Origin of the sequence: Pseudoalteromonas peptidolytica, from assembly GCF_012641745.1 — a bacterium.
In the GTDB taxonomy this organism is placed as follows: Bacteria; Pseudomonadota; Gammaproteobacteria; order Enterobacterales; family Alteromonadaceae; genus Pseudoalteromonas; species Pseudoalteromonas peptidolytica.
Map to the genome: position 1 here is coordinate 20,269 of NZ_WEHZ01000037.1, position 23,307 is coordinate 43,575.

Sequence of the window (23,307 nt, forward strand, 5' to 3'; positions counted from 1 at the left end):
GCGAGGAAACCGTGTCGATAGCTGTTCGAAATAAGAAGTCTTTCACGCAGCTAGCGTCAGATTTACTCCTTCAAATTGATCATGTATTAAGACTAATTGGCATTAAATACAGGTTTTGGTCTCGCTTATTCAGCTAAGTCCTCAACGCCGACGATTAGCCAAGGCGCATCACCTGATGTTTTGCGCTCTAAATGCCAGATCTCAAGAATAGCCTCTTCTTGCATATCATTAAGGTCACGATATTTACCCGTGAACTTAATACTGATCTCCCATACATCGGCAGTTGTGTCTGCACGAACAAGCGAAGCATCTACAAACATGACTTCTGTCTTAACATCACCATGTTGCTCACGTTCACGCTTAAACTCTTCAACTAGTTCAGGGCTTAGGTACTCAGCCATCGTGGTAAAGTCGTTTTGATTCCATGCCGTTTGAATGGTTTGATAGTGTTGTCTGGCACCCTGTAAGAAACCGTTAACATCAAAATCTCGTGGTAGATTCATTGGTACACTGTTAGCGCCAAATCCACCGCTGGTGGCACCGTTGCTTTGAAATTGCTGTGGCTGTTGAGATGGGGTGCTCGGATGACCCATTTGTGGAGCCCCTGCAAAGCTTGGTTGCTGCTTTTTAGCTAGCATGCTTCTCACTAGTTTAAAGATAATGAATGCAGCGATTGCTAATAGAATCATTTCAAGGAATTGAAATCCTTCGAAATCATCACCAAGCATTGCAGCAATTAACCCACCAGCTAACAAACCACCAAGCACACCTGCCATAATCCCTTTTTTGTTTGACTTAGGTTTAGCTGTTGATTTTGCATTTAAAGCTTGGGTGTCCGTTTGCTGCTTTTGCTGAGTAGTTTGAGTTTGATGAGTTTTGCCTTTGCTTTTACTACCAAACTTTTTTCTTGCTTCAGCATCAAAGCTCGCTGTGAATAAAAAACAAACAAGTGAAAATAACACAATGAAATGTTTCATAAAGTTCCTATATACAAAAATAACTAACAACATTGTAAAGAAGTCATTTTGCTATTTGAATAGGGCTGTGTCTTAATTTATTTTGAATTTTGGTGGTTTAGTAAGGATCTTGAGACACCACAATTAGCTCATTGTGGTGTCTGGTTGGTTTACAGCCAACGTAAAGAGTTGTTTACCTCAGTTTGGAACCTCTCAAGTGGTGCACCACGGTTGGCGACTAAGATAGTATTGGCTTTTTCATGATGTGCGATTAGCCCTTCAAAACGACTGTCGCTAAAGTTGTCTTTCTGATCTTGTGTGCTTTGTTGATCTGCAGGCACTACAAAAACAGTCAATGGGCCAAATTCTGATTGCATCACCAAATGCAGGCTTTTTTGCCCCTTAAAGTTACAGAAAGTTGCGTAAACTATCTTGCCCGGTAAAGTATCGAACTTACCTCCTAGCATTGCTAATTTTTCATTAACTGTCTGAAGAGGAACACTTTCCTGCTTTTCCAAGGCATTTTGTTCATAGTAGACGTGTGCAAGCGCATGCTCAGCTGTATCTGTTGGGTGTGCCAAGCCACCGTAATAAAAAATCACAGCAGCAAATAGCATACTAGCGGCTACCGCCAGTGGGGCTGAAATACGCCTAAACCATGAAACATGCGTTACCTTGTCGTGTTCTTCCTCCAGCAATTGCTGCTTTGCAATAATTCTTTCAGCAAGTCCATCTGGAACGTCAATATCCAGAGAATGACTTAAAAACTTATCGAAATCGCGCATATCTTCTAGTTGCGCTTGCAATTCGGGTTGTTGTGACGCGTACTTTGCTACCTCTTCATCTTGAGGATCGGCAACAAGGCGACGTCGAAATTCGAGTTCATCCATTAGTTTGATGCCCCCTTTACTGGTTCATATTTAGTCGTTAAAGCGTCTTTGAGTTGGTTACGGGCTCGATATAATCTTGTCATGACTGTATTTTTGTTCAGCTCTAAAATCTCTGCAATTTCCTCACCTGAACATCCCATCACCACCTGAAGTAATAATGGCTCTCGATATTCAGCAGATAAGCTCGCTATTTGTCTCTGCACTACAGTTTGTTCCATTTCGTCATCTAAAGCTGAGCTTCTATCATCGACTAAGGTATCTTGCTCCACCTCCGCATAGTCAAATTGTTTACGCTCAAAACGACGTGCATTTTCTCGTCTTAAAATCGTTAATAACCAAGGCTTAGCGGCTTGTTCGTCTTGTAAAGAGTCAAGCGCACGCCATGCCCGTAAAAAAGTTTCTTGTACTAAGTCTTCGGCAATGCTTGGATCTCCACATAACCAATAAGCGAACTTATATAGCTCTTTGTGGTATGCCCGCACCAGTGACTCGTACTGATGTTGTTTAGTGGCCATATTGATGAGACCTATTTTTTGGCTGGTTTATTTCATCACAAACCAATTATTTTTATTAAGCATAACAGCAATACTCTCTTGTGTTGCTGATCGCTGCTCTATTTTTATACCAACAAGCTTAACTAAGCTTGCTAATTTGAGGCAAAAATCTTGTCGACAACACCGTTTTCGTACCCTGCTGATGCTGAGATATGTACATATATCTAGGCAAGAAAAATTTGCTATTTAGTTGTTTTAAATAAGAAACTTTTAATGCTGTTAGCGTCAGATTTATTCCTGCAAATTGGTTAAGTCTTATTATCAAACAAAAGTGGTAAAGAATAAAAAAGCGCCGCTAGGCGCTTAGTTGTAAAGCGTATCAAGTACTTGTTTAGATCTTTTGTCCGCTGCTTGCTTGATACTCCGTTTTACTTCAGTGAATAAAGCGGATAAATCAACGCTAGATTGGGTGTTGCTGTAAAGTGAACGTTGCAACTCATTCACTTGCGTTTTTAACGACTCAGGCTGTTGTTGCAACCATTTGGCCATAGACATGTTTTGTTGTCTAGTATGGTTGAGCAGTGCCTGATAAAACGCATTTGTGCTGTTTTGTTTAACGGCTTCTTCAAACGAAATCAAAGGCTGTGAGTTGGTTTGCTGACTCATTTTTGGCTGTTGTTTCACTGTTGATTTAGATGCCCTCCACCAGAACATCAATGTGACTAGCCATATTATGTAACCGCTCACTGCTAAAGCCCATACCCACAGCGGTACTGTATAGCTTGTGTGTTGTTGTGTTGAAGTCGACACCGCTTGACTTGGCTCATTACTACGCGTTTGCTGAGTCACTTTTGGTGTTAGTGGTAATACGGGTTGATTTGGATCTTGAACTACACTCAGAGATTTGCTCGCCAATGTAGCAATTTCTTCGCGCTTGGTAATGGTATTGAACCAAGGTAACGTGACTTCAGGTAAAACAAAATCACCAGCTCGCTGAGGCAGATAGGCAAACGAAACGATCAGTTGCGAGATAACTTTTCCATCTCTGGTAATTTGTTTTCGCTCGGAAGTATCAGGATAAATTCTAAATCCATCGGTATCCTCTATCTGAATATCTGGAAGCTGCTCTTTTGTTACTCCTACAGCGGTTAGGCTTAATGTTCGAGTGATTGGAGTCCCAACGGTAAAGGTTGACTCATTAGGTTGCCATTCCTCGGAAAAATTTAAGTATTCGCTTGGCAACCACGTATCGGCGGCATCGGCCGGGATAGGGGATACTGAAAAGTCAATGCTATCGCCAACGGCAGAGGTAGCCATACGGCGGTAATTATCTCTGATCTGGCCATTAAATACTGGCGGCTTGATGGTGAAGTCACCACTTTTTTGCGGTTGGATCATGTATTCACGCGTCAAAACCATATAACGTCGTCCATCAATAATCTCGTATTCTTCACTGGCTTTACCTAACTGTGTAAAGGTAGCACCATCTGAGATAGGATCACTCAGCTGGCCATCTAGTAAGTCCTTGCCAATATACAGCTTAACGGTGTAAAGCGCTGCTTGCTGCACATAAAGGTTAGGTGTTTTTAGTTCAGTCTTGACGAAAATATCTTTGCTTTGCTGTTGATCCTCACGAGCGACGACTGAGATTTCGATTGGCTGCGTTTTTGCGCCATCAACTTCGAACGCGGGAATGGTATAGGTTCCTGGGGAGCGAGCCACAAGCTGCATTTGCCAGGTTGTTGAGCTAGCAACACTGCCATTGATGATACTCGTTCGAGAGCTGGTATTTACAGGGCTTGTGACAAAGTCATTACTCAAAGCTGACACATCTGGAATTGTGCCTTTGACTTTTCCTTGCGCGACGATTGACAAGGTAAAATACTCACCCGCAAGCACTGGATTTTTGTCTACGCTTGCGGTGAGATTATCCACAGCGAGCGTTTTGTGGCTTATTATTAACAAAGACAGCAAAAATAAAATACGTTTTACCATGATTTCTCAACTCCTCTCGGTAGACGTCTTTGTTTACGTTTTTGTGCTTCTAATTGCATTTTATTTCTCAGTAATATCGCTGGTTCGTCAGGTACTTTTCTGAGTAACTGATTGAGCTGTTGTGCTTTTTCAATTTCTTCAGGTGTCAGAGGTCGACTTTCCTGCACCATGGCGGCATTGCGTGCTTGTTCATCTTGCGGTGTTTGTTCTGCGTCCGTCTCAGATACAGCTTGCCCCTGTTGTTGGCTTTGTTCATGTGCTTGCTGATCTGCTTCTTGTTGTTGTTGCATGGATGGATCTAGCTGCGGCTCATTATTATTTTGCTCTTGCTGACCCTGTTGGTCTTGCTGACCCTGTTGGTCTTGCTGACCCTGTTGGTCTTGCTGACCCTGTTGGTCTTGCTGACCCTGTTGGTCTTGCTGACCCTGTTGGTCTTGCTGACCCTGTTGGTCTTGCTGACCTTGTTGGTCTTGCTGACCTTGTTGGTCTTGTTGACCTTGTTGGTCTTGTTGGTCTTGTTGGTCTTGCTGACCTTGTTGGTCTTGCTGACCCTGTTGGTCTTGCTGACCTTGTTGGTCTTGCTGATTTTTTAATGCCTCAACGACGGCTTTATTATCCTTTGCCTGTGTGAAGTCGGGGTTCATGGCTAGCGCTTTGTCATATGCTGCAATAGACTCATCCAGCTTACCCAGCTGCGCCAACGCGTTACCTAAATTATATTGGCCTTGTGCTGAATCAGTTTGATTTAGCACCGAAGCCGCTCCTTCATAGTCGCCTGCTTTATACAAAGCAGCCCCCTTTAAAACAGGGTCATTAGCTGATGCCGCTCGTTCAAAAGCTTCATTTTGATAGGCTTGTAAGGCATTTTGATCGTTATTTTTAAACCATTGTAGCCATTCACTGGCTACAGCCTTTTGCTGTGGTAATAAAGTAAAAACAAGCAAAGCACTGAGCATAATTGCGTGGTTCCGTACCAATAAAAGTGCCAGTGGAACCAATAAAATAAGCAAATATACACCGGCATCTACACGCCACTTGGCACTTTCTTGCTCAGTTTTAACGATGGCAGTATTTGACGCTAAGCTAGGTTTAAATGTGTTGATGTCTCTGTTGTCGGTCGTATACGTGGCAAACTTACCGCCTTTGACTTTCGCAAGCTTTTCTAATCGAGTAGTAAAAAGTTTTGGTACTACAATTTGACCATATTGGTCTTTTAAGAAGCCGCCGTCATGAAGTTTTATCGGCGCGCCCTGAGTTGTACCCAACGCATAAATATTGAGCGAGTAGGGACTATCAGCCAGTAACGCCTGAATGTCCTCGGCATCCTCTTGCTCGAGCCCATCTGTAATTAAGATAATATCGCCAAAGGTTGCGCTCGCACCACTTAATAGGTTGATTGCCTCTTCGATACCGGCATAAACATTAGAACCTTTTGATGGCATGATTTCGGGGCGAAGGCTTGGAATTAAATTCTCTAGTGTTGCTACATCTGTTGTTAACGGAGACACAGTGAAGGCGTCACCTGCGTAAGCAACCAACCCTGTTTCACCTTCTTGAAATAACTTCAGCATGTCCAGAGTCTTAAACCTTGCTTGAGTAAGACGATTTGGTGTGAGATCGGTTGCATACATAGAGTAGGACATATCCAGCACCAATACTCTTGGTGCTTGTGTTTTGAAAACAGGTACTTCCTGCTTTTCAATACTCGGGCCTGCAACCGCAATAATGGTTAGCAAAGAAAAAATAACACCAAGTAAAGAGTTATTGTGTTTTTGTGATTGTTGCCCTTGTTCACCCATCACCACTTTCATTAAGTGTGGAGCGATAAGTTGATTATTATGTTGCTTACCTTTTTTAGACCACTGCATCAAACAGTAGATAGCCCAAGGAACGAATAACCAAAGTAATTGTGGGCGAATAAACTCAAATTCCATGCTCTTATCCCCTTACTTTTGCTCTAACAACGACGCTCAGTTGAGCCAAAAAAAGTAGCCCAAGAACTACAAGTAGCGGTATGTAAAACAATGAAACTTTTGGGCGAAATGTCTGTGTTTCATCACTGATTGGCTCTAGCTCATCCAGCATGGCGTAAATCTGTTGTAAACTTGCGACGTCTTTGGCTCGAAAATACTGTCCGCCTGTTTCTTTTGCGATGTGCTGTAGTGTTTTCTCGTCAATGCTACTGCCAGCCATTGAGTTAAAACCAAATAGACCAAACCCTCGTCTGCCATCGGAGCCTACGCCAACGGTGTAAATCTTGATGCCTTCTTCACGTGCCAAGATAAGCGCCTCATTTGGCTCAAGATTACCGGCAGTGTTTTGACCGTCGGTCAATAAAATTAATATACGGTTACTCAGTTCGCGAGCCTCAAAACGTTTGACTGACAAGCCAATCGCATCACCGATGGCGGTGGCGCGACCAACCAGCCCAATTTGGGCCTCAGTTAACATTTGACTGACCGTCGCTAAATCTCGGGTGAGGGGGGTTTGCAAAAATGCGGTATCACCGAAGAGAATCAGACCTAGTCTATCTCCCTGACGCGCTTCAATAAAGTCACTCACGACGGCTTTTACGACGGATAGTCTATCAACCAAACGGCCTTGATACTCCATATCCTGCTCTGTCATGGAGGCTGAAAGGTCAACTGCTAACATAATATCTCGCCCTTCGCTTGGAATAACAATCGGTTCGTCAAGCCATGTAGGATTGGCGGCTGCGCTCACCAGCAGTAACCAGACAATGGCTTCAAGGGGGCTGACTTTAGCGCGCTTATGTAATTGCTTTGAGTGGCCAAGCTGTAACTTGGCGACACTTGGCATGCGAATATGTATATTCGTTTGTGCAACACTTGGCTTAAATTTGGCAATCAGCCAAGGCAGTGGTAGTAATAAAAATGCCAGCGGCCATACAAACTCAAACATCGATACGCTCCTTGACTTTAAAGGTACTGATCGCCAGTGCAAGCTTTTTGCTAAGCTCAGGCGTTTGGGTCGGTGCGTACAATGAGTCAAGCTCTTGTTGCGTTAGCTCAACACGGGTGAGTTTTGCTTGTAATGCTAACCACTCTTTACCATAGCGGCTTGCGGCGACCTCCCCATAATAGTGTTTCACTAAACGCTTGAGCAAAGTATGTAAAATCTGTGGGTTATCTTGAGATTGACTAAGCCTTATCGCTTCTTTTTTGGCTTTTAAAAACTGTTGTCTGCGATACAGCAACCAAACTCCGCTGGCTACCAGTGCGAGGACGATAACAATAACTCCCCACATTGGATAAGAAAGTGGCCACCAGCTTACGCTTTGAGGGATGACCACATCATTGAGTTGGTCGAGTGGATTGACTTGCATTTAACCCCTCATTATTTGTAGTTCTATGGGTAACGACGCATCGTATTTTTGTAGCGTCATGCCTGAGCGTTGTAGTAACGCTAATCTTCGATTAAAAAAGTCGGCTGCATGTTGCGAAAATGAGTCGCGAAATTGCTTATCCATGAGCGGTAATGTCCAGTTGTGCTCTCCCGCCGATACTTCTATTGCTTGGCTGTACTGAGGTAATTGATGTTCAAATGGATCGCTTACCATACATCCGATCACTTCGTTATGGCGGCTGGCACGTTCCAACAATTTGAAACTTTCTTCATTAAGTTCAGTAAAGTCCGATATCAAATAGATAAGGCTACCTGGCTTTGCAAGATGAACAAGCCGCTTTAAATTTTCATTAAAACGGTTTTCAGACGTCGGTCGGTCTTTTTGCAATAAGGCTTGCTCATGCAGTGCACAAAATTGATGAGCCAACGCCAAAACACCGCGATCGCGAGCTGTTGGCTTTAGCTCATGGTGATGGCTGTCATTAAAGACCACACCACCGACACGATCGCCACGTTGGCAAGCTGACCAAGATACCAAAGCGCCCAAATGTGCAGCTAATACAGATTTGAGTAACAGCCTTGAACCAAAAAGCATGCTCGAAGAAAAGTCGCAAAAAATGAATACAGGGCGCTCTTTTTCTTCTTGGAATAGTTTGGTGTGTGCCTCACCGGTACGCGCGGTAACACGCCAATCAATAGCGCGTATGTCATCGCCGTATTGATATTGCCTCACCTCAGCAAACTCCATACCTCGCCCTTTGTGGGGGGCGAGGTATTGTCCAGCTTGCGCACTTTTTACTTTGCCGCGTGGTTTAAGTGAAAGTAAATGAGCCTTTGACTTATAAAACAGTAGCTCCTTGAGGCCTAGCTCGACGCCATTACTGTGGCTTTCTCTAAACCAGCTGGCTGCATTAAACTGTGTGACGTCGTTCATCATGTTATGGAACAGCAACTAATTCTAGAATTTTACTAATGACTTGATCTTTTGTGATGCCATCGGCCTGAGCCTCGTAGCTAAGAACGATACGATGGCGAAGTACATTGTGAACCACCGCTTGAATGTCTTCAGGTGTGACAAAATCTCGCCCCTGTAGCCAAGCATGAGCACGTGAACATTTATCTAATGCAATAGTGGCACGAGGACTTGCACCATACTCAATCCAGCTAGCCAAGGTAGGGTCAAAGCGCTCTGGTTGTCTTGTGGCAATGATTAGCTGCACCAAATATTGCTCAAGAGGTTCAGCTAAGTGCATACCCAGTACAGTTTTACGTGCTTCAAATAACGTTGCCTGACTAATTGGCGTATAAGCGGCTTGATACTCTTCAAGTGCTTCACCACGGGTTAATCTGAGTATGTCTACTTCAGTTTCGGCATCTGGGTAGTCAATGTTCAAATGCAGTAAAAAGCGGTCAAGTTGTGCCTCTGGTAGCGGGTACGTACCTTCTTGCTCCAATGGGTTTTGTGTGGCCATCACCATAAATAGCTCTGGTAATGGGTAAGTAGTTTTACCTACGGTGATTTGTCGCTCAGCCATGGCTTCGAGCAGCGCAGACTGAACTTTTGCAGGCGCTCGGTTAATTTCATCTGCCAGAATAAGGTGGTGGAAAAGGGGCCCCTTCTCAAATACAAACTCGTTCGTTTGTTGACGATAAATGTCCGTGCCTGTCACGTCAGACGGTAATAAGTCAGGGGTAAATTGAACGCGTTGAAAACTGCCTTCAATGCCTTTTGCCAGTGCGTTTACTGCTCGAGTTTTAGCAAGTCCCGGAGGGCCTTCCACCAACAAGTGGCCATCTGCTAACAGTGCAATAAGCAACGATTCGGTCAGTGCACTTTGTCCTAGAATTTGGGTATCTAAATATTCTTTTAGTTGTGAAAACTCGTTTACTGCCATGAGAATGCCTTTTAAACCGACAAAAATAAAAATAGTTATATGGTCGCTGGATCAATAATCAAGGAGATTAGACCGGTAAATTTAGAAAAGTTCATAAATTTTCAATAACAATTTCAAATACTTTGAGATTGTTTGAAAAAGCATCTAAAGTTGACGTTTGCGGTTTAAAAAGCAACCATTTCGCGCTTTACTATTGGCAACTTCGATTTGGTTGTTTAGAATCGAAGGAAATTAACAGGTCAGACCTGTCAGCGGGAGAGCAAATTCATGTCTGAACAAAATATATTAAAAACATCAAAAGGCGACCGAATCGCTATCGTTAGCGGCTTGCGTACGCCATTCGCAAAGCAAGCTACCGCTTTTCATCATGTTCCAGCATTAGATTTGGGCAAAATCGTAGTTAACGAAATGCTTGAACGACTTAACTTTGACCGCAAAGAAATCGACCAATTGGTTTTCGGTCAAGTTGTTCAAATGCCTGAAGCGCCAAATATCGCACGTGAAATTGTCCTTGGTACAGGGATGCCGGTATCTGTTGATGCGTATTCCGTATCTCGCGCTTGTGCCACGAGCTTCCAAGCGATTGCCAATGTAGCAGAAAGCATTATCTCAGGCCAAGTAAATGTAGGCGTGGCAGGTGGTGCTGATTCTTCATCGGTACTACCAATTGGCGTAAGCAAAAAATTAGCTGGCAGCTTAGTCGACCTAAACAAAGCACGCACTCTTAAACAGCGTTTACAAATTTTCTCAAAACTGAGATTAAAAGATTTATTACCGGTTCCACCTGCAGTTGCCGAGTATTCGACTGGCTTGTCTATGGGGCAAACAGCAGAGCAAATGGCGAAAACACATGGTATTAGCCGAGCGGATCAAGACGCGATGGCGCATCGTTCACATACTCTAGCTGCAAAAGCATGGTCAGAAGGCCTGTTGAGTAATGAAGTGATGGCTGCACATGTCGAGCCATACAAAGGGTTCATTGATAAAGATAATAACATCCGTGAAAACTCGTCACTTGAAGGGTACGCCAAATTAAAGCCTGTATTTGACAGAAAGCATGGCTCTGTTACCGCTGCGAATGCAACACCACTGACCGATGGTGCTGCAGCTGTATTGATGATGAGTGAAAGTAAGGCCAAAGCGCTCGGTTACGATATTTTGGGATATGTCCGTAGCTTCGCCTTCTCAGCGATTGGCGTACACGAAGACATGCTAATGGGCCCTGCACACTCGACGCCTATTGCGTTGGATAGAGCTGGGATCACATTAGCAGACCTTGATTTGATTGAAATGCACGAGGCGTTCGCAGCTCAAGCGCTGGCAAACATGAAGATGTTTGGCTCAGATAAATTCGCGCAGGAGAAATTGGGTCGCAGCAAAGCGATTGGTGAAATCGACATGGACAAGTTTAACGTAAACGGTGGCTCACTCGCTTACGGTCACCCATTCGCAGCTACGGGCGCGCGTTTAATCACGCAAAGCTTGCATGAACTTAAACGTCGTGGCGGTGGCCTTGCATTAACAACAGCCTGCGCAGCAGGTGGTCTTGGAGCAGCATTTGTATTGGAGAGCGCGTAATGTCAGTATTTTCTTATGAACTAAACGACCATAAAGTGGCCATCGTCACTATTGACGTACCAGGTGAAAAGATGAACACCTTACGCGATTCATTCGCTGATGAGTTGCTTGAAGTTATTGCTAAAGGTAAGCAAGACGATGTAACTGGGATGGTTTTTATCAGTGGTAAAGCAGACAACTTCATCGCCGGTGCAGACATCAAAATGCTGGACAACGCCAACACGCGTGACGACGCGTTAGCGATATCAGAAATGTGTCATAAAACTTTCTTTAAAATGGCAGAGCTGCCATTCCCAACCGTTGCGGCTATTCATGGCGTCGCATTGGGTGGCGGCCTTGAGTTTGCACTGGCTTGTGATTATCGAGTTTGTACTGAAGACAGTAAAACAAAACTGGGTCTTCCAGAAGTACAACTTGGTTTATTGCCAGGTGGTGGTGGTACGCAGCGCCTACCAAAATTAGTTGGAATACAAAAAGCACTTGAATGGATGTTGACTGGTAAACAAGTGCGTCCAAAGCAGGCGAAAAAGACAGGACTGGTTGATGATGTGGTGCCACACAGCATTTTATTAAACGTTGCCGTTAAGCTTGCAAGAAAAGGCAAGCCTAAGCCTCGTAAACCAAACCTAGACAAAATTAGTCAACTATTAGAATCAAACCCGTTTGGTCGAAATATCATTTTCAAAAAAGCACAAGAAAATGTAGAGAAGAAAACTGGCGGACACTATCCAGCACCACTTGCGATTATCAAAGCGGTGAGAGCTTCTATCGAATTGGATAAGCTTAAGGGCTACAAAACTGAAGCAGAAGGGTTTGCTGATCTGGTTATGTCAGAAGTGTCTCGCTCACTGCGAGGTATTTTCTTTGCCACAACGGAAATGAAAAAAGATTTCCAAGTTGAAGACTTGGCGGCTGTAAACCGCGTAGCTGTGCTTGGTGGTGGTTTGATGGGTGCTGGTATTACCCATGTGAGCGCGGTAAAAGCAGGGGCGACGGTGCGTATTAAAGATGTTGCCCATCAGGGGATCAGTAACGCACTAAATTACAGCTACAAGATTTTATCTAAGCGCCAAAAGCGCCGTATTATTTCAAAGGCAGAAATGCAGTCTACCCTGAATATGATCACAGGTACTACTGATTATTCTGGCTTTAAGCACACAGACATGGTGATCGAAGCGGTATTTGAAGATTTAGAGTTAAAGCAATCCATGGTAGCGGATATTGAACGTGAATGCGCTGAACAAACCATTTTTGCGAGTAATACTTCGTCATTACCGATAGGCCAAATCGCTGCGAAAGCCGCGAGACCGGAAAACGTGATCGGATTACATTACTTCTCGCCAGTGGAGAAAATGCCATTGGTTGAAATTATTCCACACGATACCACCAGCGATGAGGTAATCGCTCGTACAGTTGCGTTTGCACGTAAACAGGGTAAAACGCCAATCGTTGTAAAGGACAAGGCTGGCTTTTATGTTAACCGTATTTTAGCGCCGTACGTCAATGAGGCGGCTAATCTACTATTAGCCGGTGAGCCAATTGAAAAAATCGACCAAGCTTTGGTGGAATTTGGATTCCCAGTTGGCCCCTTGGCACTTTTAGATGAAGTAGGTGTTGATATTGGTTCTAAAATAGCCCCTATTTTGGAAAAGGAACTCGGGGAGCGATTTAAAGCACCCGATGCTTTTGCCCGTATGATAGATAGTAAACGTTTAGGTCGTAAAACAGGCCGAGGCTTCTACAATTATGAAGGCAAAAAAGGTAAGCAGGTTGACGAGTCTGTCTACGAATTGCTGGGTATTACCCCATCTCCAAAATTGAACAAGCAAGAAATAGCCAATCGTTGTGTTGCGCAAATGCTAAATGAGGCTGCGCGTTGTTTGGACGAAGGCATTATTCGTAATGCTAGAGATGGAGATATTGGCGCTATTTTTGGTATCGGTTTCCCACCGTTCTTAGGTGGTCCGTTTAGTTACATGGATAAAAAAGGCGTTAACAAGATTTGCTCTGAGCTATCGACGTATGCGTCTGAAAATCCAACTTTTACGCCTGCCGAGCCGTTGCTAGCGATGGTGGAAGCGGGTAAAGGTTATTACTGATCTCTACGTACATTAGCAATTCACTGGTAAGCCGCATTTTATGCGGCTTTTTTTATTTTCTGGTCTATATTTAAACGAATAACCTGAGCTCGGGATAATGACTTGTTCTCCAGTAGCCGTTACCCCTTATACGAATTATCTTAACTAAATGGTCTATTTTGAGGCGAGAAATTTTGTTAACAACACCGCTAGAGCGTCCTGCTATCGCCAAGGTCACTAAATCAGTGTAGGCAAGGCAAAAATTGTACTATTTAGTGTTCTAAGTAAGCAATTTTTAACGCAGTTAGCGTCAGAGTCACGCCTTCAAATTGAGCAAGAATTAAGGCAATTGATATTACATATTATAGGTCATATCAACTGGTAACAGCATGAATAGCTTACAGATAAACTGTCGAGTTACCAATAACCTCTATATTGTTGGTGGTAACACGGATGAATAGGCGTATTTTCTTACTAATAATAGCGCTTTCTATTTTTACAGTGCTTGTTAGTGGGAGCTTAGTTTATTGGTCTGCTGTACTTAATCAGTCAATCTCTTCTTTTCATCAATCGTGGCAGTCTGACTCTGAAGTATCAATAAAGCGTGCGGCCTTGCTCGCGGAGCTTGAGCGCAGCTTGGGCTATAATGGTTTTATTCATCATTTTAAAAACTACATTCTGCGTCAACAAAATGTTTACTATGACACGGCGTTATTAGATGTAGAATCGACAAATAACGCAATTGTTAAGCTTCGGGGTTTGGGCTTAACTGAGCAAGAAGACGCTGCATTGGATGCAATACAGTCAACCTTTGATAACTACACGCACATGCTAGCGGTTGCAAAATCGACTACAACAAGTAGCAATATCACACCAACTATGATGGATAGCCTTGTTAAAGTTGACGATGCAGATGCTGAAGCCGCGTTTAACTTTTTGCGCCACTCGATAGGCGCGCAGTTTTCACTCGCAAAACAGCAGCAGGCTACAATGTTTACACAAACACAGGCATTGGCTAGTTACGGTACGTTATTATTTATCCCAATTATGCTGTTATTTGCATGCTTAAACATAGCTACACTCATCTACACTTTAAAACTATTAAAAGAAAAGCGCCGGCTCTTTAATGCAACGCCAGACGCAATTTTGTATTTTGACAGAAACAATAAGCTTAAGGACGTTAATCAAGCATGCACCAAGTTGTTTGGATATAAGCACCATGAGCTGTTGGGGATGAGAGTGGGAGATTTAATTCCACAACATCGTTTTGCCGAGGAGGAGTGTGGCCAAGCTGGTGCAGGTGATCCGCAGCTGAAAGGGAAAAAAATGTTAGCGCTTCATCAGTCAGGTAGCAAGCTTCCTGTAGATGTTACGATTTCTACGGTGTCCGTCTCGAAAGGTGATGTTTACATTGCAGTCATACGAGACTTACGGCAAGAACAAGAGCTAAGGTCACGTGCAGAACTTGATTTTTCGACTCAAGTAAAAAATCGCAGGAAAATAGAAGTGGTCCTGCGAGAAGAGGTACAAAGGGCGATCCGTTACCATCGCTCACTGTCTCTTTTGGTTGTCGACATAGACTACTTCAAGCAACTCAATGACAGTGCGGGACACCAAGATGGGGATACAGCACTTAAAGAAGTTGGACAGTTTTTGACTGAACAGGCAAGGCCGAGCGATCATATCGGTCGCTGGGGAGGAGATGAATTTGTCATTATTTGCCCCGAGACAGCGCCTGACGCAGCGTTGAATTTTGCCGATAGACTTGTCCATGATTTTCTTCGTTTTAGTAGCTATGGACTTACGTTTAGTATTGGTGTTGCTGGCTATGAATTAATTGGTGAAAGCTTTAATCACCAACGCTGTTTTGAAGAGGCTGACATGGCCTTATATGAGTCCAAGAAGGCTGGCAGAAATCAAGCCACTTTATATATCGCTCCTTGTAGCTCGTTCGATAAAAAGGCTTGATGCCTTTTACATTGTCCCTCAAAAACCTTACAATTTGCGCCCTGTTTGAATTTGTGGCGGATGTTGATGCATAAAATAGAAGACCTCATTGCCGTTTTTAATGGGCTATTCTTGGCACCTCTCAACACAGAGCTTGTCGCTGGGCTCGAAGAACCAATATACCTTCCCGCGAGTGAGGCATATCCGCATCACCGAATCATATTTGCCCATGGCTTTTATGCCAGCGCTCTACATGAAATTGCACATTGGTTAGTAGCAGGTAAGGCGCGCCGCGAGTTGGAAGACTATGGTTACTGGTATTGTCCTGATGGTCGCGATGAGACGAAACAAAGAGAGTTTGAGCACGTTGAAGTAAAACCACAAGCGATAGAGTGGGCATTGAGTGCTGCGGCAAATTTTTCTTTTAATGTCTCAGTAGATAACCTCAGTGGTGCGCAAACATGTCGATTCAATTTTCAAAAACGTGTTCATCAACAACTCATTAGTTTATTAGATATCGGTTTCAATGAGAGAGCAACATGCCTGCTTGAAGCCTTGAGTCAGTTTTACAATACACCTTGGCCGTTAAATAAAAGCCAATTTAATTGGAATATTCCATCTGATTTAAGTGTGGGGATAGAAAATGAAATTTAAACTGGGACTGATTGTTAATCCGCTCGCAGGGCTTGGTGGTAGTGTTGGTTTAAAAGGCAGCGATGGGGAGGATACCGCTCAAAAAGCATTTGCTTTAGGAGCCGAGCCCCGTGCCAATCAAAGGGCTAAAGCTGCGCTTAGTCAACTTGTCTCACACCGAGAAAATATAGAAGTTTTTACTGTTAATGGCGAAATGGGTGAGCGTATTGCCGAAGAACTTGGTTTTAGCACTCAGGTGATATATCAGACCCCAAGTGTGCAGACCAGAGCTGAACATACAGAATCCGCAGCACAACTTTTGCAGCAACAAGGTGTGGATCTGCTTTTATTTGCGGGTGGTGATGGTACAGCTCGTAATATTTGCCATGCAGTAGGTGATACTTGTCCCGTACTTGGGATCCCCGCAGGATGTAAAATTCATAGTGGTGTGTATGCCATCACGCCCAAAGCTGCAGGTCGAGTGGTTGAGCTTTTGGTCACAGGAGAGCTGGTATCTATTGGTGAAGCTGATGTAATGGATATAGATGAGGCTGCCTTTCGAGCCGGTACCGTAAGAGCCAAACGGTATGGAGAAATGCAAGTACCCACTGAACTTAGATATGTACAAGCAGTAAAAAATGGCGGCAAAGAAAGCAACGAGTTGGTATTGGCTGATATAGCCGCTTATGTTGTTTCTGAAATGGATGAAGATGAAACCTATATCATGGGATCTGGTTCTACCGTTGCTGCCGTGATGGAAGAAATGGGGCTTGAGAATACCTTACTTGGTGTAGATGTAGTGAAAGATCAAGCGCTGGTTGCACAAGATCAAACAGCACAGCAATTGCTTGCATTGGCTAATGATAAAACCAAACTGGTGATCACCCTAATTGGTGGTCAAGGGCATATTTTCGGCCGCGGTAACCAGCAATTAAGCCCAGAACTGATTAAGAGAGTGGGAAAAGATAATATTATTGTTATCGCTACTAAATCAAAACTGAAAGCGCTCAATGGTCGCCCGCTTATCGCTGACACAGGAGATGAGCAACTTGATGAATCTCTCACTGGATTTATTAAGGTGATCACGGGATTTAACGACCATGTCATGTATGCCATTGGTCATCAGGAATAACCTAGGAACACAAATGTTATTAGTAGAGTATGTAGAAAAAGCACAGCAATTTTTTGATGATCTTGTAGATAGAGCAAGTGATGATGAGTTATTTGCTGGTGGTTATTTACGGGGCCACTTCGACTTGGCTGTGGGATATGCACAGGTAGAAGAGACTGATCTCACCGTAGAAGAGTTAAACGCTCAGGTTGAGAGCAGCTTGGTCAAAGCGTATCGAAACGGTGAACTTAATGATGATGACAAGGCGCATGTCGTTACTATTTGGGAACAGGTGCAAAACCTAAAGTAAGCGGACTTAGTTAATAGGCTTATACCAATTTGACTTAATACTTGTTCAATTTGAAGGCGTAAATCTGATGCTAACTTGCGTTAAAGGTTTTTATTTAGAACAACTAAATAGCAAATTTTTTGCCTTGCCTACACGGATGTAGATACCTTGGCGATAGCAGGACGCGGTAGCGGAGTTATCGCCAAGATTTTCTCGCCTCAAAATAGGCCACTTAATTAAGCAAATTGGTATTAATTAAAATCGTTGGTATAAATCAATTTGCAAGCCTCCAAAATATAAATAGCAGTGCAAAACCAATCAAATAAATAAGCCCAAGCTTTGTTAATACCTTGACTACAACAGATTGACGACTGAATATTTCACCTTTGACCAATCCCAAATTCATCCAAGCAAATACTGGGGTAGTAACAAACGCTGAGCTCATTGCAAACATCAACATATTTTTTAAATCAGCTTTAAAGAATAGCACGACTAACATTGCTAGTAGCGCCTGAAGTAGCAAAATGCCTAAGTAATATTTTTTCGTTTTGCTGGGTCGCAGTAGCTGTAACGATTCACTCAGTACTCTTGAATAACCATCTAAAACGGTAATAGTGGTACCAAACATACATAAAAAAGCAACGCCAGCGATAAGCCATCTTGCCCACTCTCCTATCGTATTTGCATACATATCAATTAGTTGCTTGGAAAAAGCAACACCTGCAAGCTCTACTGGGTTGTTTTGTCCATACTGCATTAACATGCCAAGTAAACAGAACACGACAGCTAATCCTAAGGTAACGAAATAGCCGACCTTAAAATCTAACATGATCTGTTGGTGGGAAAGCGTTTGCTTGGATATTTTCGTTTTCAGCCAAGATGAGTTTATTGCTGATATTTCAATAGGTGCTGGCATCCAGCCCATTAAGGCAACTAAAAATCCAAGCAGTGCAAGGTCATAAGGCGATATTGGTGTCTGTGGTGATGGATGTGCTGCGCCATTTATCATGGCGATAATAAGTGCACTCACGGTGGATAGCGTTAAAATTATCATTACCCACTTACTGGTTATATCTAAAATTTTGTAATGGCCTAGCAATAAAATAGCCAAGCAAGTGGTAAGCAATAGGAAGCTTAGTGATTCAATACCAATAGTAAAAGGAAGTGAGTAGCTAAGCAAGCTTGCAGTTAAGAGCAAAACACCAGCCGTATTTACAATGGCTGCAAAAATATTGAGTAGTACGAATATTTTAAAACCAAAACGATAGTTATTGTAATAGCCCTCCACCACTGTATGGGCAGTTTGACTAGTGTATTCAACCGCATACTTGAAAAAAGGGTACTTAAGTAAGTTAACGACAACGATGAGCCAAATTAGCTGTGTACCAAACAGCGCGCCGGCTTGTGTTGAAGAAACCAAGTGTGAGCCACCGATAGCGGCGGTAGCCATCAAAATGCCAGGGCCAAAAACTGCAAACCTTTCCTTTAGCGAGCGCATTGCGATCAATGTTATTTCCTTTGTTTGTATTGTTATTATTGTAAGCCTGCACGCAGTCTACGAAGTTTTACATATTGCCGCAATATAGATGAAAACGAATTTTACATTGGACGGCAAATTAAATTTTGGTACTTAAGTGTGCCCAAAAGTGGATTTTTAACAATACCGCATGTGTAATCTCATTGCTCCTCTAAAAAGTAGTCTTCTAAATCCTCTTTGATGTCTTGATAATCGTCTTCGTCTAGGTTGAGTGCTTTCAGTACATCGCTTTTCATCAAGTACCAGTCAGGCGATGCGACAAAACGTTTATTGATGTGAACGAAGTTTTCAGCCATTTTTAGCGCAGCAAATGCCAATTGTTGTTCTTCATTTTTACACTGGGGTAAAAACTCGGGGTCGTGATGACATAAAATCATCTGACAAATATCTTTTGGTAGATTCCAAGAAGTTGCCAGAAAGTAACCTACAACTGCATGATTTGTTTGATACTTTTTCTCTTCATGTGCTACTAGGATCTTATCATAATCTTTGTTAGCTGCGACTAAAGTTTCCATATAATCAGGATAATTTACTGCCATGGCCGCAATCCCGGCATCATGAAACAAACCGAGTAAATGCAGATTTTCAATAGGTACACGTGCTTTTATTTTATTACCAATCACCATAATACTGTCGGCAATATCGGATGCGTTATCCCAAAACCGCTCAAGACTAATACAGCACTTGCTTTGTTCAAAGGATTGCTTGAGTAAAAAGCTAGTGACTAGAGTTGTGATAGCACTAAGTCCTAAAAAGACAACGGCTTGCTTGACGTCTGTAACGGTTCTAGATAGGCCATACAGTGGAGAGTTAATAATCTTTAACACCGCAGCTGATGCGCCTACGTCATGGGCTATGATAGTTGCGACGTCATTGAGATCTGGATTTGAGTCTGATAACGCATTTTGTAGCTCGGTTATTAGGCTTGGTTTTGGCGGTAAACTGAAGCCATGCTTTACGTCGGATAACACGGTGTCATCTAAATCAATCATCATTAAATCCTTCATTTTGGATATCTAAAAGCATAGCGTATTTTCTTTTTTGGACACGAAGTGGTAAGAAAAAATCTCAATCCGACTACTAAATCAGCAAAGTGTCCCAATGTTCTGAACGTATACTTGCCTATCATGTAAATATTAAGTTATGGTTAAGCAATTTTTTTCTCAGGGCAACGGTATGCACGAATCACAACAAGCGAATTCGCAAAACTCTGCGATCACCCGTTTTTTAAATGGGATCGAGCGGGTCGGAAATAAACTTCCTGATCCTGCCATTATCTTTCTATCAGCAATGTTGCTGATCTGGCTTCTTTCTTGGCTATTCTCAGGTGTGGAATTTAGCGCCATTGATCCTAGAACTAATGAAGCAATAGTAGTACACAATCTATTAGACCCCGGTGCGCTTGCCGGGTTTATGGCAACGATGGTAAAGACCTTTACTGGATTTGCACCTTTGGGCGTTGTTTTAGTTGCAATGTTGGGTGTGGGTGTCGCTGAACACTCAGGTTATATCAATACTGGGCTTAAGATTATGCTTAAGCGCACACCACAGATATTGTTAACACCGTCAATTATCCTGATTGCAATTGTTAGCCACACCGCTACCGATGCGGGATATGTACTCGTTATTCCGCTCGCGGGCGTGATTTTTTATGCGATGGGTAGGCATCCACTGGCAGGTATTGCGGCAGCGTTTGCCGGTGTGAGTGGTGGCTTTAGTGCCAACTTCATTCCATCTGGTATTGACCCGTTATTGCAAAGCTTTACACAAAGTGCTGCACAAATTATTGATCCTGAAATTGCAATAAACCCTCTTAATAACTGGTTTTTCACGTCTGCATCTAGTTTGTTTATCATTTTATTGGGCTGGTATATCACAGACAAAATTATTGAACCGAGATTAAAAAACACAGCAATCGATGGTGACACCGATAGCCTACCTTCATTTGATGAGATCACGAGCAAAGAGAAAAAGGGATTTGTAATTGCATCTCTAGTTATGCTTGCAGGCATCGCTCTACTGGTTTATGCGTCAAGTGGTGAAGATTCAGCACTGCGCAGCCCATCAGGTGCGCTAACGGACTTTAGTGCTCCATTGATGCAATCAATCGTGCCGCTAATTTTCTTATTGTTTTGGATCCCCGGAGCGGTATATGGGTTTGTAGTTGGGACATTTAAAAGCTCCAAAGACATGATTGACGCCATGACAAAAGCGATGAATAGCATGTCTTATTACATCGTAATGGCATTCTTCTGTGCGCTCTTTATTAGTGCTTTTAGCCACTCTAATTTAGGTGCATTGCTTGCTATTGAGGGAGCACAAGTGTTAAAGGCAATGGCATTGCCTAGTTATGTCACTGTTATTGGAATTATTTTCTTGACCGCATTTGTGAATTTGTTTGTTGGCTCAAGCTCAGCCAAGTGGGCGCTACTAGGACCTATTTTTGTTCCTATGTTGATGCAGTTGGGGATCTCTCCAGATCTAACACAAGCTGCGTATAGAGTAGGGGATTCAGGCTCAAATATTATCACTCCGCTTATGCCGTACTTTCCATTAGTCGTGGTTTACTGCCAAAAGTACGTTAAATCAACGGGTATTGGTACATTAATAGCAATGATGCTGCCATATTCAATCGCATTTTTGATTGGATGGAGTATTTTCTTATTAATATACTGGACTTTAGGTATACCTCTAGGGTTACAGGCAAGCTATATTTACCCATCTGGTATGTAACACCTTGGAATAGAAAGTTAAATCAAGTGTAGTCAGCTTGGGTTAAATTTTTAATCATACAGAGTGGAACCATAAGATAAGCGCTGCTAATACAGCGCTTATCTTTTAATTTGAGTTTCAGGTATAAGGACTAGAATTCAGCCAAGCTATTTGTCTGATGAGACAGCCAAAACCGGTCAGTTATAGCAATTTCCTTAATTAAGTGGTCTATTTTGAGGCGAGAAAATCTTGTCGATAACCCCGCTACCGCGTCCTGCAATCGCCAAGGTACCTAGCTCAGTGTAGGCAGGAAAAAATTTTGCTATTTAGTTGTTCTAAATAAGAAATTTTTAACGCTGTTAGCGTCAGATTTACTCTTTCAAATTGAGCAAGTATTTAAGTCAAATTGGTATTAGAGCGATTTCTCATAAGTTAGCAAACTAGTTCTATTCTCAACTCGTTAGCGCCATACAGAAAAATATTTAATTAATGATTACGCTTACTCCTCGTTATTTAATTTAGAATCACCAGCCGTTGATAATCACTTTATCGTCGGTGTTATGCTTTTAATGTATTGATTCAGCCTCTTCTTATCATACTCGTTCTTAGCAAGTTTTAACGCGACATTGGCATTTTCTATCGCGTGTTCGCGATTGTTATTCGCCTCATATGCCTTTGCTAATGATTCATAAGCTTGCCAAGATTTAGGCTGATACTTGGTGTAACGTTGAGCGACTTCAATTGCCTCAGCTGCTCTGTTTTGCCTGATCAAGTATGTACTAATAAAACCCAGTCTATTTACACTATTCCAGCGAGTTGCTCTGGGCAAAATAGCAAAACCGTAGTGTTGACTTAATTGGTCAAAATATTTATCAAGGTTTTTCAGAGCGTTACCAGGCTTGGCAACAATGTCACGATATTTTGCAGACCAAAGTGATTTTGGGTATTTTATTTCGAGCACATCCAACATGGCTTTTATTAGCGTGTCATAATGTCCTTCATTATCATATATCCGAAGGGTAAAAGGCAGGCCTTCTATTTGGCTCAATTTGCTTTTAAGTTTATCTACATTGGTTTGATATTTTTTTTGTTTTTTCAGGTCGTCATCAGCGACCATAAAAAAGATGAGCGGATTTACTTTTGAGCTCTTAGATAGCCGGGCTGCTAACCCATCCACCATGGTTTTATTTGGCGTGTGTCCCATCCCAATGATATCCGCTGCAGCCAAAAAAATGTAAGTGTCGAACAAGTGTTTGTCATGAATAAGATTATTTAGTGGGAAAAAACTACTTGTCGAAATAGCAACTACACTACGTTTATTGTTTGCGCGATACTGCTTTTCTAGAAAGGGAAAGAGTTCATCTTGGTAAAACTGATGATACATATCTGGCTCTCCCCATGAAGGCCATTTATTACTTGGCTGATTACTGAACATATTGTTGTGATAAATGTCAGGGGAGGGGCTTCCTCCATCAATACTTACAACAATAGTTTCTGGCATCCGCTCAACATCAGCCAAATGTTTAACGATCCCATTCACGGTATGAAAATACTGATGACCATGTTTACCAACAATAAAAATAACCGGATAAGTGTGATGTTCAGAAGAGAGAGTAAAGTTGCTAGGCAACGAAATTTTGAGAGGAATTTCCTTGTTTAAGATTTCTGATTTTAATAATAGCTCTTTCCCTATTACTACAGCAGGGCGGGATCGCACTTTTAGCTAATTTATGATCAAATAGCGCCAATCCCATTGCTAGGCGCAACCAATGAACCTGATTGAACACCTTACAGTTGTAGAAGAAACTCGCTCTGATATTAACAAA

Annotated in this window: 20 protein-coding genes; 7 read left to right on the forward strand and 13 right to left on the reverse strand. The window is 42.6% G+C overall.

All coding sequences use genetic code 11. The features are described from left to right. Positions 1–125 precede the first annotated feature (125 nt). From F9Y84_RS18945 to F9Y84_RS18985, 9 genes are all read right to left on the reverse strand, one after another. Positions 126–977 (reverse strand): Tim44 domain-containing protein, encoded by an 852-nt coding sequence (locus F9Y84_RS18945; protein ID WP_147391226.1) that lies wholly within the window; start codon positions 975–977, stop codon positions 126–128. A gap of 149 nt (positions 978–1,126) precedes the next feature. Further along, positions 1,127–1,846, reverse strand: a complete 720-nt coding sequence (locus tag F9Y84_RS18950) for a DUF3379 family protein (protein ID WP_125252787.1) — start codon at positions 1,844–1,846, stop codon at positions 1,127–1,129. Then, positions 1,846–2,361 carry a sigma-70 family RNA polymerase sigma factor gene (locus tag F9Y84_RS18955; RefSeq protein ID WP_125252788.1) on the reverse strand — a complete coding sequence of 172 codons (516 nt, stop codon included), beginning with the start codon at positions 2,359–2,361 and terminating at the stop codon, positions 1,846–1,848. The genes F9Y84_RS18950 and F9Y84_RS18955 overlap by 1 nt, the downstream gene beginning before the upstream one ends. A 342-nt stretch (positions 2,362–2,703) precedes the next feature. Continuing rightward, positions 2,704–4,335 (reverse strand): BatD family protein, encoded by a 1,632-nt coding sequence (locus tag F9Y84_RS18960; protein WP_147391225.1) that lies wholly within the window; start codon positions 4,333–4,335, stop codon positions 2,704–2,706. Further along, entirely contained in the window at positions 4,329–6,269 is a 1,941-nt protein-coding gene (locus tag F9Y84_RS18965; RefSeq protein WP_168756780.1) for a vWA domain-containing protein, read from the reverse strand. The genes F9Y84_RS18960 and F9Y84_RS18965 overlap by 7 nt, the downstream gene beginning before the upstream one ends. A 4-nt stretch (positions 6,270–6,273) precedes the next feature. Then, positions 6,274–7,257, reverse strand: a complete 984-nt coding sequence (locus tag F9Y84_RS18970; RefSeq protein ID WP_128731065.1) for a vWA domain-containing protein — start codon at positions 7,255–7,257, stop codon at positions 6,274–6,276. After that, positions 7,250–7,681: a DUF4381 domain-containing protein gene (locus tag F9Y84_RS18975; RefSeq protein WP_125252793.1), complete on the reverse strand. Its 432-nt coding sequence runs from the start codon at positions 7,679–7,681 to the stop codon at positions 7,250–7,252. The genes F9Y84_RS18970 and F9Y84_RS18975 overlap by 8 nt, the downstream gene beginning before the upstream one ends. Continuing rightward, positions 7,682–8,635: a DUF58 domain-containing protein gene (locus tag F9Y84_RS18980; RefSeq protein WP_125252826.1), complete on the reverse strand. Its 954-nt coding sequence runs from the start codon at positions 8,633–8,635 to the stop codon at positions 7,682–7,684. A 4-nt stretch (positions 8,636–8,639) separates the two neighbouring features. Then, a complete protein-coding gene (locus F9Y84_RS18985; protein ID WP_128731064.1) occupies positions 8,640–9,596 on the reverse strand; it encodes an AAA family ATPase in 957 nt (318 codons plus the stop codon). A 267-nt stretch (positions 9,597–9,863) separates the two neighbouring features. On the opposite strand from F9Y84_RS18985, the gene fadI reads away from it, so the two are divergent. The 6 genes from fadI to F9Y84_RS19015 all read left to right on the forward strand — a co-directional run bounded on the left by fadI (position 9,864) and on the right by F9Y84_RS19015 (position 17,253). After that, positions 9,864–11,174 carry an acetyl-CoA C-acyltransferase FadI gene (gene fadI / locus F9Y84_RS18990; RefSeq protein ID WP_125252795.1) on the forward strand — a complete coding sequence of 437 codons (1,311 nt, stop codon included), beginning with the start codon at positions 9,864–9,866 and terminating at the stop codon, positions 11,172–11,174. Continuing rightward, positions 11,174–13,273: a fatty acid oxidation complex subunit alpha FadJ gene (fadJ, locus tag F9Y84_RS18995; protein ID WP_147391010.1), complete on the forward strand. Its 2,100-nt coding sequence runs from the start codon at positions 11,174–11,176 to the stop codon at positions 13,271–13,273. The genes fadI and fadJ overlap by 1 nt, the downstream gene beginning before the upstream one ends. A gap of 432 nt (positions 13,274–13,705) precedes the next feature. Continuing rightward, the gene (locus F9Y84_RS19000) at positions 13,706–15,220 is read left to right on the forward strand and encodes a sensor domain-containing diguanylate cyclase (RefSeq protein WP_147391009.1); all 1,515 of its coding nucleotides are present in this window, start codon (positions 13,706–13,708) and stop codon (positions 15,218–15,220) included. A 66-nt stretch (positions 15,221–15,286) separates the two neighbouring features. Further along, entirely contained in the window at positions 15,287–15,853 is a 567-nt protein-coding gene (locus F9Y84_RS19005) for an elongation factor P hydroxylase (RefSeq protein WP_128732124.1), read from the forward strand. Then, positions 15,843–16,964: an ATP-NAD kinase family protein gene (locus F9Y84_RS19010; RefSeq protein WP_147391008.1), complete on the forward strand. Its 1,122-nt coding sequence runs from the start codon at positions 15,843–15,845 to the stop codon at positions 16,962–16,964. The genes F9Y84_RS19005 and F9Y84_RS19010 overlap by 11 nt, the downstream gene beginning before the upstream one ends. A 13-nt stretch (positions 16,965–16,977) precedes the next feature. Then, the gene (locus tag F9Y84_RS19015) at positions 16,978–17,253 is read left to right on the forward strand and encodes a YfcL family protein (RefSeq protein WP_147391007.1); all 276 of its coding nucleotides are present in this window, start codon (positions 16,978–16,980) and stop codon (positions 17,251–17,253) included. Between the two features lie 253 nt (positions 17,254–17,506). Here F9Y84_RS19015 and F9Y84_RS19020 read toward each other — a convergent pair whose 3' ends face one another. After that, positions 17,507–18,730, reverse strand: coding sequence for an NRAMP family divalent metal transporter (locus tag F9Y84_RS19020; RefSeq protein ID WP_373865602.1), 1,224 nt, complete (start codon positions 18,728–18,730; stop codon positions 17,507–17,509). Between the two features lie 179 nt (positions 18,731–18,909). Further along, on the reverse strand, positions 18,910–19,761 hold the full coding sequence (locus F9Y84_RS19025; protein WP_147391416.1) for an HDOD domain-containing protein: 852 nt from the start codon (positions 19,759–19,761) through the stop codon (positions 18,910–18,912). Between the two features lie 184 nt (positions 19,762–19,945). Between F9Y84_RS19025 and F9Y84_RS19030 the strand changes: the two genes are divergently transcribed. Beyond that, complete coding sequence (locus F9Y84_RS19030) at positions 19,946–21,502, forward strand: AbgT family transporter (RefSeq protein ID WP_125252802.1); 1,557 nt, start codon at positions 19,946–19,948, stop codon at positions 21,500–21,502. Positions 21,503–22,022: 520 nt separating this feature from the next. Here the strand turns inward: F9Y84_RS19030 and F9Y84_RS19035 are convergent. After that, on the reverse strand, positions 22,023–23,111 hold the full coding sequence (locus tag F9Y84_RS19035; protein ID WP_225740841.1) for an alpha/beta hydrolase-fold protein: 1,089 nt from the start codon (positions 23,109–23,111) through the stop codon (positions 22,023–22,025). Further along, positions 23,104–23,307: hypothetical protein (locus F9Y84_RS21995; RefSeq protein WP_211091688.1), on the reverse strand; the 204-nt coding region annotated here is incomplete at its 5' end. The genes F9Y84_RS21995 and F9Y84_RS19035, both read right to left, overlap by 8 nt.

Excerpts from the sequence above, each read along its gene's own strand:
- F9Y84_RS18945 (WP_147391226.1), bottom strand. The coding sequence starts at position 977 with ATGAAACATTTCATTGTGTTATTTTCACTTGTTTGTTTTTTATTCACA.
- F9Y84_RS18985 (WP_128731064.1), bottom strand. The coding sequence starts at position 9,596 with ATGGCAGTAAACGAGTTTTCACAACTAAAAGAATATTTAGATACCCAA.
- F9Y84_RS18970 (WP_128731065.1), bottom strand. The coding sequence starts at position 7,257 with ATGTTTGAGTTTGTATGGCCGCTGGCATTTTTATTACTACCACTGCCT.
- fadJ (WP_147391010.1), top strand. The coding sequence starts at position 11,174 with ATGTCAGTATTTTCTTATGAACTAAACGACCATAAAGTGGCCATCGTC.
- F9Y84_RS19025 (WP_147391416.1), bottom strand. The coding sequence starts at position 19,761 with ATGATTGATTTAGATGACACCGTGTTATCCGACGTAAAGCATGGCTTC.
- F9Y84_RS19015 (WP_147391007.1), top strand. The coding sequence starts at position 16,978 with ATGTTATTAGTAGAGTATGTAGAAAAAGCACAGCAATTTTTTGATGAT.
- F9Y84_RS19030 (WP_125252802.1), top strand. The coding sequence starts at position 19,946 with ATGCACGAATCACAACAAGCGAATTCGCAAAACTCTGCGATCACCCGT.
- F9Y84_RS18965 (WP_168756780.1), bottom strand. The coding sequence starts at position 6,269 with ATGGAATTTGAGTTTATTCGCCCACAATTACTTTGGTTATTCGTTCCT.
- F9Y84_RS18975 (WP_125252793.1), bottom strand. The coding sequence starts at position 7,681 with ATGCAAGTCAATCCACTCGACCAACTCAATGATGTGGTCATCCCTCAA.
- F9Y84_RS19000 (WP_147391009.1), top strand. The coding sequence starts at position 13,706 with ATGAATAGGCGTATTTTCTTACTAATAATAGCGCTTTCTATTTTTACA.
- F9Y84_RS19010 (WP_147391008.1), top strand. The coding sequence starts at position 15,843 with ATGAAATTTAAACTGGGACTGATTGTTAATCCGCTCGCAGGGCTTGGT.
- F9Y84_RS18955 (WP_125252788.1), bottom strand. The coding sequence starts at position 2,361 with ATGGCCACTAAACAACATCAGTACGAGTCACTGGTGCGGGCATACCAC.
- F9Y84_RS18980 (WP_125252826.1), bottom strand. The coding sequence starts at position 8,635 with ATGAACGACGTCACACAGTTTAATGCAGCCAGCTGGTTTAGAGAAAGC.
- F9Y84_RS18960 (WP_147391225.1), bottom strand. The coding sequence starts at position 4,335 with ATGGTAAAACGTATTTTATTTTTGCTGTCTTTGTTAATAATAAGCCAC.
- F9Y84_RS19005 (WP_128732124.1), top strand. The coding sequence starts at position 15,287 with ATGCATAAAATAGAAGACCTCATTGCCGTTTTTAATGGGCTATTCTTG.
- fadI (WP_125252795.1), top strand. The coding sequence starts at position 9,864 with ATGTCTGAACAAAATATATTAAAAACATCAAAAGGCGACCGAATCGCT.
- F9Y84_RS18950 (WP_125252787.1), bottom strand. The coding sequence starts at position 1,846 with ATGGATGAACTCGAATTTCGACGTCGCCTTGTTGCCGATCCTCAAGAT.
- F9Y84_RS19020 (WP_373865602.1), bottom strand. The coding sequence starts at position 18,730 with ATGCGCTCGCTAAAGGAAAGGTTTGCAGTTTTTGGCCCTGGCATTTTG.